Origin of the sequence: Streptomyces sp. NPDC003247, assembly GCF_042888135.1 — a bacterium.
Taxonomy (GTDB): domain Bacteria; phylum Actinomycetota; class Actinomycetes; order Streptomycetales; family Streptomycetaceae; genus Streptomyces.
The window spans coordinates 208,931-222,047 of record NZ_JBIAPF010000013.1 but is presented as its reverse complement, the minus strand read 5'-3'; the positions used below and the strand labels follow the sequence as shown (position 1 = coordinate 222,047).

General features: G+C 71.8%; 11 protein-coding genes. 6 read left to right on the top strand and 5 right to left on the bottom strand.

Annotated features, from left to right (window positions below):
- Positions 1-176 precede the first annotated feature (176 nt).
- The 4 genes from ACFYWQ_RS35355 to ACFYWQ_RS35340 all read right to left on the bottom strand — a co-directional run bounded on the left by ACFYWQ_RS35355 (position 177) and on the right by ACFYWQ_RS35340 (position 4,883).
- Positions 177-1,010, bottom strand: a complete 834-nt coding sequence (locus ACFYWQ_RS35355; RefSeq protein WP_389522360.1) for an S-methyl-5'-thioadenosine phosphorylase — start codon at positions 1,008-1,010, stop codon at positions 177-179.
- Positions 1,011-1,165: 155 nt separating this feature from the next.
- Positions 1,166-1,504, bottom strand: coding sequence for an FmdB family zinc ribbon protein (locus ACFYWQ_RS35350; RefSeq protein ID WP_389522358.1), 339 nt, complete (start codon positions 1,502-1,504; stop codon positions 1,166-1,168).
- 67 nt (positions 1,505-1,571) lie between these two features.
- Entirely contained in the window at positions 1,572-2,900 is a 1,329-nt protein-coding gene (locus tag ACFYWQ_RS35345) for an MFS transporter (RefSeq protein ID WP_389522356.1), read from the bottom strand.
- A gap of 438 nt (positions 2,901-3,338) precedes the next feature.
- Positions 3,339-4,883 (bottom strand): potassium/proton antiporter, encoded by a 1,545-nt coding sequence (locus tag ACFYWQ_RS35340; protein WP_389522355.1) that lies wholly within the window; start codon positions 4,881-4,883, stop codon positions 3,339-3,341.
- 224 nt (positions 4,884-5,107) lie between these two features.
- On the opposite strand from ACFYWQ_RS35340, the gene ACFYWQ_RS35335 reads away from it, so the two are divergent.
- The gene (locus ACFYWQ_RS35335; protein ID WP_389522353.1) at positions 5,108-7,939 is read left to right on the top strand and encodes a penicillin acylase family protein; all 2,832 of its coding nucleotides are present in this window, start codon (positions 5,108-5,110) and stop codon (positions 7,937-7,939) included.
- Positions 7,940-8,147: 208 nt separating this feature from the next.
- Here the strand turns inward: ACFYWQ_RS35335 and ACFYWQ_RS35330 are convergent, their stop codons facing one another.
- On the bottom strand, positions 8,148-8,762 hold the full coding sequence (locus tag ACFYWQ_RS35330) for a 5-formyltetrahydrofolate cyclo-ligase (RefSeq protein WP_389522351.1): 615 nt from the start codon (positions 8,760-8,762) through the stop codon (positions 8,148-8,150).
- Positions 8,763-8,854: 92 nt separating this feature from the next.
- Between ACFYWQ_RS35330 and galU the strand changes: the two genes are divergently transcribed.
- The 5 genes from galU to ACFYWQ_RS35305 all read left to right on the top strand — a co-directional run bounded on the left by galU (position 8,855) and on the right by ACFYWQ_RS35305 (position 13,086).
- Positions 8,855-9,766 (top strand): UTP--glucose-1-phosphate uridylyltransferase GalU, encoded by a 912-nt coding sequence (galU, locus tag ACFYWQ_RS35325; RefSeq protein WP_389522349.1) that lies wholly within the window; start codon positions 8,855-8,857, stop codon positions 9,764-9,766.
- Positions 9,763-11,088, top strand: coding sequence for a gephyrin-like molybdotransferase Glp (glp, locus tag ACFYWQ_RS35320; protein WP_389522348.1), 1,326 nt, complete (start codon positions 9,763-9,765; stop codon positions 11,086-11,088). Before galU ends, glp begins: the two co-directional genes overlap by 4 nt.
- A gap of 323 nt (positions 11,089-11,411) precedes the next feature.
- Positions 11,412-11,891 (top strand): cyclic pyranopterin monophosphate synthase MoaC, encoded by a 480-nt coding sequence (gene moaC, locus ACFYWQ_RS35315; RefSeq protein ID WP_389522347.1) that lies wholly within the window; start codon positions 11,412-11,414, stop codon positions 11,889-11,891.
- A complete protein-coding gene (locus ACFYWQ_RS35310) occupies positions 11,888-12,421 on the top strand; it encodes a molybdenum cofactor biosynthesis protein B (protein ID WP_389522345.1) in 534 nt (177 codons plus the stop codon). The genes moaC and ACFYWQ_RS35310 overlap by 4 nt, the downstream gene beginning before the upstream one ends.
- Entirely contained in the window at positions 12,418-13,086 is a 669-nt protein-coding gene (locus ACFYWQ_RS35305; RefSeq protein ID WP_389522402.1) for a GNAT family N-acetyltransferase, read from the top strand. Before ACFYWQ_RS35310 ends, ACFYWQ_RS35305 begins: the two co-directional genes overlap by 4 nt.
- The last annotated feature ends 31 nt before the right edge of the window (positions 13,087-13,117 follow it).

Genomic DNA, 13,117 nt, shown 5'->3' with positions numbered 1-13,117 from the left:
CGCCGCGCCGCCCGCCGGAGACGGTGGACCACCGGCGGACTGTGGAAAACTCCCTCACCCGAACGAGAAGTTCCGTGCCGCCGCCCCGCGTCAGCCGCCCCCACCGACCGCCCTGCACCGACTTACCCGCACCAGCCGGCCCCCGTCGGCCAGCTCCCGCTGGCAGCCCCCCCCCGCTACGGCAGCGGGAACCCCGGATCCATCCCGCCCAGGGCGTTCGCGCACAGGCAGTCCCGTTCGTCCATGGCGGGCAGGGCGGCCACCGCGTCGAACAGGACGCCCCGCAGCCGGTCCACGTTCGCCGCGAACACCTGAAGGACTTCCTCGTGGGAGACGCCCTCGCCGGTCTCGGCGCCCGCGTCCAGGTCGGTGACCAGGTTCAACGACGTGTAGCAGAGCTCCAGTTCACGGGCGAGCGCGGCCTCCGGATGGCCCGTCATGCCCACCACGGACCAGCCCTGGGCCTGGTGCCACAGCGATTCGGCGCGGGTCGAGAACCGCGGTCCCTCGATCACGACGAGCGTCCCGCCGTCCACGGGCTCCCAGTCCCGCCCGCGCGCCGCCTTCAGCGCCGCCGAGCGCCCGGCGGGGCAGTACGGGTCGGCCAGCGACACGTGGACCACGTTGGGCAGCGAGCCGTCGGGCAGCGGCAGCCCGTCGAAGTACGTCCCCGCCCGCGACTTCGTGCGGTCGGCCAGCTGGTCGGGGACGAGCAGGGTGCCGGGACCGTACTCGGGGCGCAGACCGCCCACGGCGCAGGGGCCGAGGACCTGGCGCACGCCGACCGAGCGCAGGGCCCACAGGTTGGCCCGGTAGTTGATCCGGTGGGGCGGCAGATGGTGGCCGCGTCCGTGCCGGGGTAGGAAGGCGACCCGCCGGCCGGCGATCTCGCCGAGGAAGAGGGAGTCGCTGGGCGGTCCGTAGGGGGTCTCGACCTGGATCTCGGTCACGTCGTCGAGGAACGAGTAGAAGCCCGAACCGCCGATTACGCCGATCTCTGCGTTCACCATGACCAGCACAGTAGCCGGATTCGAACACGCGCTGTCCCCGGCTTCGGGAACGCCGAGGACCCGGCTTTCGGGAACGCCGAGGACCCGTCTCAGGGAACGCCGAAGACCCGGCCGTCGTCGTACGACGGCCGGGTCCCGGTGACGAGATGTGGCCCTTAGGCGGCGGAGGTCCCGGCGGACGAGCCGGCGCTCGTCGACTTGGAGTCCGAGGAGGACGACGACTTCGCGTCCGAGGAGGACGAGGACGACGACTTCGCGTCGGACGAGGCCGAGGGCGTCGACGACTTGGACGACGCCGGCGAGCTGCTCGACGAGGAGCCGCGGCTGTCGTTGCGGTAGAAGCCGGAGCCCTTGAAGACGATGCCGACGGCGGAGAACACCTTCTTGAGGCGGCCACCGCAGTTGGGGCACTCGGTCAGGGCGTCGTCGGTGAACTTCTGCACCGCCTCGAGGCCCTCGCCGCACTCGGTGCACTGGTACTGGTACGTCGGCACTGTCTTCCTCCTGGCACTCTCACTCGATGAGTGCTAACGACGATCCATACTGACGTATTCCCGAGCGTCAGTCCACTGCCACCGGCACGCGGTGACCGACGCCACGTGCGACGGTACGTCCCCCGGGGTGTGCCACGAGCCGGGAGCGCAGGGCCGCGAGGGTGGCCAGGGCCAGTACGGTGCCGCCCATCGGCACCAGGAACCCGGCACCGGCCCAGAAGCGGTCCTCCAGCTGTCCGGCGACCGTGACGGCCGCCGCCTGGCCGAGCGCCACCGCGCCGGTCAGCCAGGTGAACGCCTCGGTGCGCGCCCCGGCCGGGACCAGGCCCTCGACCAGCGTGTAGCCGGTGATCAGCGCGGGCGCGATGCACATGCCGACCAGGAAGCCGAGGCCGGCCAGGACGAGCACCGAGTGCGCGGCCCACAGTCCGGAGGCGGTCAGGGCCAGCGCGGCGTAGCCGACGACGAGGCGGTGGTGCGGGGCGGCCTTCCAGGCGACGGCGCCGCAGACCAGGCCGGAGAGCATGTTGCCGGCGGCGAACGTGCCGTACAGGACGCCGTTCAGGCCGGGCTCGCCGATCGACTCGGTGAACGCGGCCAGCGACACCTGCATGCCGCCGAAGACGGAACCGATGCCGAGGAAGGTCACGGCCAGCACGCGCACGCCGGGGACCCGCAGGGCGGAGGGGTGCTCCACGCGCGCGTGCCCGTCGGCGGCGGCCGGGGGCTGGGTGCCCTTGCCGGCCGCGAACAGCAGACCGCCGAGCAGGGTCAGCGAGGCCTCGGTCACCAGGCCGGCGGCCGGGTTCACGGCGGTGCACAGGGCGGTCGCCAGCAGCGGGCCGACGACGAAGGTGAACTCGTCCGTGACGGACTCGAAGGCCGCCGCGGTGGTCATCAGGGGCGAGCCCTTCAGCTTCGCGCCCCAGCGGGCGCGCACCATGGGGCCGATCTGCGGGACCGAGGCGCCCGTGGGCACGGCCGCGGCGAACAGCGCCCACAGCGGCGCGTGGGCCAGCGCGAGGGCCGTGAGGGTCAGCCCCGACAGGGCGTGCACGAGGACGCCGGGGATCAGGACCGCGCGCTGCCCGTAGCGGTCGGCGAGACGGCCGCCGTACGGCGCGCACAGCGCCATGGAGACGCCGGTGACGGCAGCGGCGGCGCCCGCGGCGCCGTACGAGCCGGTGGTGTGCTGCACGAGCAGCACGATGGAGAGGGTGAGCATCGCGAACGGCTGGCGTGCCGCGAAGCCGGGGAGCAGGAACGTCCAGGCGCCGCGGGTGCGCAGCAGCTGTCCGTATCCGGGGCGGGCTTCCGGGCGCTTTTCCGGGTGCTGTTCCGGGCGGGCGGAGGCCGGCGAGTGCTTCGACGGCTCGGAGGTGACCGTGGACGCCACGGCCCGTGCCTTTCTGCCGCCTGGTAGCGCGCCCGTGCGGGGGGCGCCGAGAGCTGTCCTCTTGCGCGTACGCGGTAGATACCGGCGCCCACTGCGGGGTGCGTCCCGGCCGCCATACGGTCGCGCCAGCTCTGCGTCAGGCAGAGTTGGTTCGATCAAGGTGAGCCTTCATCGTACAGGGATCACCGGTTGCCCTACCTGTGAAGACGGGCACCATGACGCCCTTCGCCTTACGAATCAGCGGAGTGTGAACGGTAGGAAACCTGTACGTAATGCTCCATGTCTCCATGTCTCCATGCTCCATGCATCCCTGCACGCGCCCGCTGCCGACTCGCGAGCCCCTCGCCGCTCACCGGCGACCGTCACCGCCGGCCGCTCACCGGCGACCGTCACCAGCGGCCGCTCATCGCCGGCCGCTCACCGCTCATCGCCGGCCGCTCACCGCTTGCCGCCGCCCGTCCCCAGCCAGCCGGCCAGCTTGCCGCCGTGTCCGACCGCGCGCAGGCGGCGTTCGGCCGCGTCCCGGACGGGGTCGGTGGCGACGACGAGGAGTTCGTCGCCGCGCCGCAGCACCGTCGTCGGCAGCGGCACGAACGAGGTGCCGTCGCGCACGACGAGGGTGACGGCGGCCCCGGCGGGCAGCCGCAGCTCGTTGACCTCGACGCCGTGCATCCGGGAGCCCTTGGGGATCACCACGGACAGCAGGTGTCCGCGCAGCCGTTCCAGGGGCGCCGACTCGATGCCGAGGTCGGCCGCCTCGGCCTCCTCGCCGAGGTGCAGCTTGCGGGCCAGCCAGGGCAGCGTCGGTCCCTGGACCAGGGTGTAGACGACGACCAGGACGAAGACGATGTTGAAGATGCGGCGGCTGGCGTCGACGCCCTCCACCATGGGGATGGTGGCCAGGATGATCGGCACGGCGCCGCGCAGCCCGGCCCAGGACATCAGCGTCTGCTCCTGCCACGGCACCCGGAACGGCGTGAGGCACAGCACCACGCTCAGCGGGCGCGCCACCATGGTCAGCACCAGGCCGATGACGAGCGCCGGCCACACGTCGTCGCCCAGCTCGTGCGGGGTGACCAGCAGGCCGAGGATGACGAACATGCCGATCTGGGCGATCCAGCCGAGCCCCTCGGCGAAGCCGCGGGTGGCGGGCCAGTGCGGCAGCTTGGCGTTGCCCATGACCATCGACGCGAGGTACACGCCCAGGAAGCCGCTGCCGTGCGCCAGCGCGCCCGCCGCGTACGCCGTGACCGCGATCGCCATGACGGCGATCGGGTAGAGGCCGGAGGCGGGCAGGGCGACGTGGCGCAGGCCCCAGGAGCCCGCCCAGCCCACGGCGAGGCCGATGGCGGCGCCGATGAGCAGTTCCAGCGCTATCTCGCCGACCAGCACGTACCAGTGCTCCACGGGGCCCGCGGCGGAGAAGGCCACGACCAGGATGACCACCGGGGCGTCGTTGAAGCCCGACTCGGCCTCCAGCATGCCCGTCACGCGCGTGGGCAGCGGGATCCGGCGCAGGACGGAGAAGACCGCCGCCGCGTCCGTCGAGGACACCACCGCCCCGATGATGAGCGCCTGCCGCCACTCCAGCCCGGTCAGGTAGTGCGCGCCCGCCGCCGTGACCCCGACGCTCACCGCGACGCCGACGAGCGCCAGCGCGGAAGCGGCCGTGAGAGCCGGTCTCACCTCCTTCCACGCCGTGCCCAGACCGCCCTCGGCGAGGATCACGACCAGGGCCGCGTAGCCGATGATCTGAGTGAGTTCGGCGTTGTCGAAGTGGATGTTGCCGAGGCCGTCCTGGCCCATGAAGACGCCGATGCCCAGGTACACGAGCAGGCTGGGGAGCCCGCTGCGCGAGGAGATCCGGACCGCTGCGACGGCGACGAGCAGGACGACTGAGCAGACGAGCAGGAGCTGGTTGAGGTGGTGGACAGTCAGCGGCGGTTCCCTTTCCTGGCGCGCGCGGCACGCGCGTGGGTGCACAGGTACATCGGACACGAAGCGGCGCGCTCCGGGCCCAACTACTTCGTTACCTTACCTAACTCTTGACGATTTCTTGACGCTGACCGGGGTGTGATCGAACGCTCTTCCGTCCCCGTTGCCGACTCCGCGTCAAGTGGCGCGGACCCCTGCGCCTATGGTTGCTCCAGCGCTCATTCATAGTCACAGCCCGACCTGCCGCTCGCGTTAGGACAGCAAGGACAGCGATGCCCCCCAACACCACCGCCACAACGGGTGACAAGCCCGGCAAGTCCGGCAGGAAGAAGGGGCGCAAAGCCCGTCTGATCGTGCTCGTGCTGGTGCTGGCCCTCATCGGCGGCATCGCCTACGGCGGCTACTGGTCCGTCAGTACCGTGCGCGCCTCCTTCCCCCAGACCACCGGTTCGATCACGCTCGACGGCCTCTCCGGCCCGGTCGACGTGAAGCGGGACGGCTACGGCATCCCGCAGATCTACGCGTCCTCCGACGAGGACCTGTTCATGGCGCAGGGCTACGTCCAGGCGCAGGACCGGTTCTACGAGATGGACGTGCGCCGGCACATGACGTCCGGGCGCCTGTCGGAGATGTTCGGCAAGAGCCAGGTCGACAACGACGCCTTCCTGCGCACCCTCGGCTGGGACCGGGTCGCCGAGGAGGAGTACGAGAAGAAGCTGTCGCCCTCCACCAAGAAGTACCTCCAGGCGTACGCCAAGGGGGTCAACGCCTACCTCGCGGGCAAGGGCGCCGAGGACATCTCCCTGGAGTACGTGGCCCTCGGGTTCACCAACGACTACCAGCCCGCGCAGTGGACGCCGGTCGACTCCGTCTCCTGGCTGAAGGCGATGGCCTGGGACCTGCGCGGCAACATGCAGGACGAGATCGACCGCGCCCTGCTGACCAGCCGGCTGGGCCCGCAGCAGATCGCCGAGCTGTACCCGGAGTACCCGTACGACCGCAACCAGGCGATCGTCCAGGAGGGCCAGTACGACGAACTGACCGGCGCGTTCGAGCAGGACGGGAGCAGCGGCTCCGACGACTCCTCCACGGACGGGACGCAGGACGCCACCGAGGGCACCACGGGTGACACCTCCGGCACCACGACCGCTTCGGACACGTCCTCGGGCACCTCCACGGACACCGAGGGCTCGGCCCTCCAGAGCCAGCTCTCGGGCCTCTACGACGTCCTGGACGACCTGCCCGAGGCCGTCGGCGTGAACGGCAACGGCATCGGCTCGAACTCCTGGGTCGTCGGCGGGGCGCACACGATCACCGGCAAGCCGCTGCTGGCCAACGACCCGCACCTGTCGGCGTCCCTGCCGTCCGTCTGGTACCAGATGGGCCTGCACTGCCGCACCGTCTCCAGCACCTGCCAGTACGACGTCACCGGCTACACCTTCGCGGGCATGCCCGGCGTGATAATCGGCCACAACCAGGACATCTCCTGGGGCATGACCAACTCCGGCGTCGACGTCACCGACCTCTACCTGGAGAAGCTCTCCGGCGACGGCTACGTCTACGACGACAAGGTGCGGCCCTTCACCACCCGCGAGGAGACCATCAAGGTCGCCGGCGGCACCTCCAAGAAGATCGTCGTCCGGCAGACCGCCGACGGGATGCCGCTGCTCTCCGACCGCGACGACGAGCTCGTCAAGGTCGGCAAGAAGGCGACCGTCGACGAGGACGAGGCCGCCCCCGACCGCGGTGACGGCTACGCGGTGGCGCTGAAGTGGACCGCCCTGGAGGCGGGCAACACCATGGACGCCGTCTTCGAGATGAACAAGGCGGCCGACTGGGACGACTTCCGTGCCGCCGCCGAGGACTTCGACGTGCCGTCGCAGAACCTGATCTACGCGGACACCGACGACCACATCGGCTACCAGCTGCCCGGCAGGATCCCCACGCGGGCCAAGGGCCAGGACGGCTCGATCCCGTCCCCGGGCTGGGACTCCTCGTACAAGTGGACCGGCTACATCGCCTTCGACGAGCTGCCCTACGAGTACGACCCCGCGCGCGGCTACATCGTCACCGCCAACCAGGCCGTGGTCGACCCGGACGACTACCCGTACACGCTCACCACGGACTGGGGCTACGGCACCCGCAGCCAGCGCATCACCGACCTGATCAAGCTGAAGATCAAGGGCGGCGGCAAGATCTCCACGGACGACATGCGCCAGATGCAGCTGGACAGCGACAACCAGATCGCGCGGCTGCTGGTCCCCGTGCTGCTGAAGCTCAACCTGGACGACCCGGACGTCCGCGAGGCGCAGGACCTGCTGCGCGGCTGGGACTACACCCAGGACGCCGACTCGGCCGCGGCCGCCTACTTCAACGCGGTGTGGCGCAACATCCTCAAGCTGGCCTTCGGCAACAAGCTGCCCAAGGAGCTGCGGGTCGAGGGCCAGTGCCTGTGGGTCGAGCCGGTCAACACCACCGGGCCCGTCGACGAGACCGGCAAGGTCCGCGAGTGCGGTCAGCGCGAGGGCGACCAGGCGCAGCCCGACGGCGGCGACCGCTGGTTCGAGGTCGTGCGCAACCTCCTGGAGAAGCAGGACAGCGACTGGTGGACGACGCCCGAGTCGGGCACCCGCCCCGGCGCCGACCACAACCGCGACGACCTGTTCGCGCGGGCCATGATCGACGCCCGCTGGGAGCTGACCGCCAAGCTCGGCAAGGACATCGACACCTGGAGCTGGGGCCGGCTGCACCGCCTGTTCCTGAAGAACCAGACCCTGGGCACCAGCGGCCCCGGCTTCCTCCAGTACATCCTCAACCGTGGTCCGTGGAAGCTCGGCGGCGGCGAGGCGGCGGTCGACGCCACCGGCTGGAACGCCGCCGGCGGCTACGACGTCGTGTGGGTGCCGTCGATGCGGATGGTGGTCAACCTCGACGACCTGGACAAGTCGAAGTGGATCAACCTGACCGGTGCCTCCGGGCACGCGTTCAGCGCCCACTACACCGACCAGACGTCCAAGTGGGCCAACGGCGAACTGCTCGACTGGTCCTTCTCGGCGAAGGCGGTCGACCAGAGCACCAGCGACACCCTGGTCCTCAAGCCGTGAGCCACGGCTGACCGGCCGCCGACCGGTCGCTCATCGGCCGCCGACCGGTTCATCGGTCGCTGATCGATCGGGAAGGGCCCCTCCACGCGCGCGCGGAGGGGCCCTTCCGCGTTCCCGGGCGGTCCGTGCGGTGGTCCTGCCGGTCCCGCGCGTTCCAGCAGGCCTTGTGCCAGTGGCCGGGACGGGCGGTGTCCGGACGAGGCGGCGTTCAGGGGAGGCGGCGCACCCCCGAAGGCGTCACCACGGCGTGCACCGGACGGTCGTGCGCCTCCTCGGGGACGTGCCCGACGACCTCGGCGTCGTACAGGAGCACCACCCGGGCGGGACGGGCACCGGCGTTTTCCAGCCGGGCCAGCACCCGGTCGTACGAGCCGCCGCCGCGCCCCAGCCGCATGCCCCGCCCGTCGACCGCGAGACCCGGCAGCAGCACCACGTCGGCGTCCGTCACCGCGTCGGGTCCGAGGCGCTCGCCGACGGGTTCGAAGAGGGCCATCCGCCCGCCGTGCTGCACCCGCGCGAGGGAGCCCTCACCGGCGTAGGCACCCCAGTCGAGATCGTTGTCGGCCAGCAGCGCGGGGAGCAGGACGCGCACGCCCCGGGCGTGCAGCGCGTCCAGCAGCGCGAGCGTTCCGGGCTCGCTCCCCACGGAGACGTAGGCCGCCACCGTCCGCGCGCGGGCCAGCTCCGGCAGCTCCATGGCGTGCTCGGCCAGGGCGGCGGCCGCCTCGCGCACGTCATCGGTCGTCAATCTGTTTCTCACTGCGAGGAGCTCTCGCCGCAACATATGTTTGTCAGACTCTGGTCCGTCTTTGAGATGGCTCATGTGTCGCTCCCGCACCATTCCAATCCGCTCATATGATCATGAGTTAACAGGAGCTACAGATTCCTCTCAAACCCACCGGATAAGGTTCCGACATGACTCAGTCGCACCCCAGGATCAGCAAGGCTGTCATCCCAGCGGCCGGACTCGGCACCCGCTTCCTGCCGGCGACCAAGGCCACTCCCAAGGAGATGCTGCCGGTCGTGGACAAGCCCGCGATCCAGTACGTGGTCGAGGAGGCCGTCTCCGCCGGACTCGACGACGTCCTCATGGTCACGGGTCGCAACAAGCGCCCCCTCGAGGACCACTTCGACCGCAACTACGAACTCGAGTCGGCGCTGGAGAAGAAGGGCGACGCCCAGCGCCTCGCCAAGGTCCAGCAGTCCAGCGACCTCGCGACCATGCACTACGTGCGCCAGGGCGACCCCAGGGGCCTCGGCCACGCGGTCCTGTGCGCGGCCCCGCACGTCGGGCAGGAGCCGTTCGCCGTCCTGCTCGGCGACGACCTGATCGACCCGCGCGACCCCCTGCTGCGGCGGATGATCGAGGTCCAGGAGCAGCACGGCGGCAGCGTCGTCGCGCTCATGGAGGTCGCCCCCGAGCAGATCCACCTCTACGGCTGCGCCGCCGTCGAGAGCACCCCCGACGGCGACGTGGTCAAGGTGACCGGGCTGGTGGAGAAGCCGGACCCGGCGGACGCCCCGTCGAACTACGCCATCATCGGACGCTACGTCCTCGACCCGAGCGTCTTCGGGGTCCTGCGCCAGACCGAGCCCGGCCGGGGCGGCGAGATCCAGCTCACCGACGCCCTCCAGCAGCTCGCGCAGGACGAGAAGGTCGGCGGCCCGGTGCACGGCGTCTGCTTCAAGGGCCGCCGCTACGACACCGGCGACCGGGGCGACTATCTGCGTGCCATTGTCAGACTCGCGTGCGAACGTGAAGACCTGGGTCCGGACTTCCGGTCCTGGCTTCGCCGTTACGTCACCGAGGAGATGCAGCAACGTTGAGCACCGCCGCGCCCCGCCCTGTCGGCCAGGACCACCTGTGGTCGGTGGACGAGCACCTGGAGGACATCCTCGCCACCGTCCGCCCCCTGGACCCCATCGAGCTGCAACTGCCCGACGCCCAGGGCTGCGTCCTGGTCGAGGACGTCACGGTGGAGGTCTCGCTGCCGCCGTTCGACAACAGCTCCATGGACGGCTACGCGGTGCGGGTCGCGGACGTCGCGGGCGCGAGCGAGGAGTTCCCGGCGGCCCTGGAGGTCGTCGGGGACGTCGCGGCGGGCCACGCGGCCGATCTGCTCCACGTGGGGCCCGGACAGGCCGCCCGGATCATGACCGGCGCCCCCCTGCCCAAGGGCGCCGAGACCGTCGTCCCCGTGGAGTGGACTGACGGCGGTCTCGGCGAGGGCCCCGTCGACGGGATGCGCGCCCGCAGCCTCGCCCCCGACCAGGCAGCGGGCCACGTCCGCGTGTACCGCCCCGCCGAGGCCCGCGCGCACGTACGCGCGCGGGGCAGCGACGTGAAGGCCGGGGACCGCGCCCTGGAGGCGGGCACGGTCCTCGGGCCCCCGCAGATCGCCCTGCTCGCCGCCATCGGCCGCGGCACGGTCCGGGTCCGTCCCCGCCCGCGCGTGGTCGTGCTGTCCACCGGCAGCGAGCTCGTCCAGCCCGGCGAGGAACTGGGCAGCGGCCAGATCTACGACTCCAACAGCTTCGCCCTCACCGCGGCCGCGCGGGACGCCGGCGCCCTCGCCTACCGGGTCGGCGCGGTCGCCGACGACGCCGACACCCTGCGCTCCACCATCGAGGACCAGCTGGTCCGCGCCGACCTGGTCGTCACCACGGGCGGCGTCAGCGTCGGCGCCTACGACGTCGTCAAGGAAGCGCTGTCGCACGTCGGCGACGAGGACGAGGCGGGCAGCGGCATCGACTTCCGCAAGCTGGCCATGCAGCCCGGCAAGCCCCAGGGCTTCGGCTCCATCGGCCCCGACCACACCCCGCTGCTGGCGCTGCCCGGCAACCCCGTGTCGTCCTACGTCTCCTTCGAGCTGTTCGTACGGCCCGCGATCCGCACCATGATGGGGCTGGACGACGTCCACCGGCCCACCACGCGCGCGACGCTCACCGCGGACAGGGCGCTGACCTCGCCGAAGGGGCGCAGACAGTTCCTGCGCGCCCGGTACGCCGACGGCACCGTCCGCCCGGTCGGCGGCTCCGGATCGCACCTGGTCGCCGCCCTCGCGCACGCCGACGCGCTGGTCGTCGTCCCCGAGGACGTGGAGTCCGTCGAGCCGGGCACCGAGGTCGAGGTCGTCCTGCTCGGCTGAGCCGCCGCGCGCGTGCCCGCCTCGGCACGTGCGTCCGTCCCCGCGCGCGTGCCCGGCCTCGCGCGTGCCCGTCCCCGTCCCTGCGCGCGTGCCCGGCCCAGCCCCCGCCCCCCTCGTGTGCGTCCGCCCCCCTCGTGTGCGTCCGCCCCCCTCGTGTGCGTCCGCCCCCCGTGTGCGTCCGCCCTCGCGGTGCCCGTGCCCGTGCCCGCCCGTCCGCGGGACGGGCCGGGTCCGCTCGGCGCCTCCGCTTGGGGGTACCGTGTCGCGCACAACAGGCCCGAGCGGCGCACCGCGCCGGGCCCGGACCGGGAGCGCGAGCAGGCATGAGCAGGCAGGACCGACTGACGCACATCGACGAGGCGGGCGCGGCCCGCATGGTCGACGTATCCGGCAAGGACGTGACCGCGCGCACCGCGCGTGCCAGCGGACGCGTCCTCGTCTCGCCCCGCGTGGTCGAGCTGCTGCGCGGCGAGGGGCTCCCCAAGGGCGACGCCCTGGCGACCGCGCGGATCGCGGGCATCATGGGCGCCAAACGCACCCCCGACCTGATTCCGCTGTGCCACCCCCTGGCGGTGTCCGGTGTGAAACTGGACCTGTCGGTCGCGGACGACGCCGTGGAGATCAGCGCCACCGTGAAGACGACGGACCGCACGGGCGTCGAGATGGAGGCGCTCACCGCGGTCTCCGTCGCCGCGCTCACCGTGATCGACATGGTGAAGGCGGTCGACAAGAAGGCGGTCATCACGGACGTGCGCGTCGAGGAGAAGACGGGCGGCAAGTCGGGCGACTGGAGCCGGTCATGACGAAGGACGCCTCGGGAGGCGGAGCGCCGTACCGCGCGCTGGTCGTGACGGCCTCCAACCGGGCCGCCGCCGGTGTCTACGAGGACAGGGGCGGCCCGCTGATCGCCGACGGGCTGGCGCGCTCCGGGTTCGCGGTCGACGGCCCCCGCGTCGTGCCGGACGGGGACCCCGTCGAGGCCGCCCTGCGGGCCGCCGTGGCCGACGGGTACGACGTCGTCGTCACCACCGGCGGCACCGGCATCTCGCCGACCGACCGCACCCCGGAGGCCACCCGCCGGGTGATCGACCACGAGGTGCCGGGCATCGCCGAGGCCATCCGGGCGTTCGGCCGGGAGAAGGTGCCGACCGCGGCGCTCTCCCGGGGCCTGGCCGGAGTGGCGGGCCGCACGCTGATCGTCAACCTGCCGGGTTCGACCGGCGGGGTGAAGGACGGGCTGGCGGTCCTGGAGCCCCTGCTGGGGCACGCCGTCGACCAGCTCCGCGGCGGCGACCACCGCAGACCCGGCGCCGGCACTGGGGGTGCGAGCTGAACAGCCCGTCCTGGCCCGTCGAACTCGCGGAGGGCGATGTCGTCCTGCGGCCGATAAAGCTGCGCGACCAGCGGGTGTGGCGCGAGGTCAACCGGCGCAACCGGGACTGGCTGCGCCCCTGGGAGGCCACCATCCCGCCGCCCGCGCCGAGTGGGCCGATCGCGCACCGGCCCACCTACCGCCAGATGGTCCGGCACCTGCGCGCCGAGGCGAACGCGGGCCGCATGCTGCCGTTCGTCATCGAGTACCAGGGGCGGCTGGTCGGGCAGTTGACGGTCGCCGGGATCACCTGGGGCTCCATGTGCTCCGGACACGTCGGCTACTGGGTGGACGAGGCGGTGGCCGGCCGCGGGGTGATGCCGACGGCCGTGGCGCTCGCCGTGGACCACTGTTTCCGGAGCGTCGGCCTGCACCGCATCGAGGTCTGCATTCGGCCCGAGAACGGGCCGAGCCGACGGGTCGTGGAGAAACTCGGATTCCGTGAGGAGGGGCTGCGGCCGCGTTATCTCCACATCGACGGGGCCTGGCGCGACCACCTCGTCTTCGCGCTCACGGCGGAGGAAGTGCCCGAGGGCCTGCTGAGCCGCTGGCGGCACACGCGCTCCCGGAGCGCTCCGCGCGACCCGCAGAACACCCCCGGTCATCACAGCGGACCGATTAATTGAATAAACGTTCGATAATGACGGAGAGTTGACC

What these genes read in the sequence shown, in the direction of transcription:
- ACFYWQ_RS35355 (WP_389522360.1), bottom strand. Translation starts at nt 1,010, where the DNA reads ATGGTGAACGCAGAGATCGGCGTAATCGGCGGTTCGGGCTTCTACTCG.
- ACFYWQ_RS35335 (WP_389522353.1), top strand. Translation starts at nt 5,108, where the DNA reads ATGCCCCCCAACACCACCGCCACAACGGGTGACAAGCCCGGCAAGTCC.
- ACFYWQ_RS35330 (WP_389522351.1), bottom strand. Translation starts at nt 8,762, where the DNA reads ATGAGCCATCTCAAAGACGGACCAGAGTCTGACAAACATATGTTGCGG.
- galU (WP_389522349.1), top strand. Translation starts at nt 8,855, where the DNA reads ATGACTCAGTCGCACCCCAGGATCAGCAAGGCTGTCATCCCAGCGGCC.
- moaC (WP_389522347.1), top strand. Translation starts at nt 11,412, where the DNA reads ATGAGCAGGCAGGACCGACTGACGCACATCGACGAGGCGGGCGCGGCC.
- ACFYWQ_RS35310 (WP_389522345.1), top strand. Translation starts at nt 11,888, where the DNA reads ATGACGAAGGACGCCTCGGGAGGCGGAGCGCCGTACCGCGCGCTGGTC.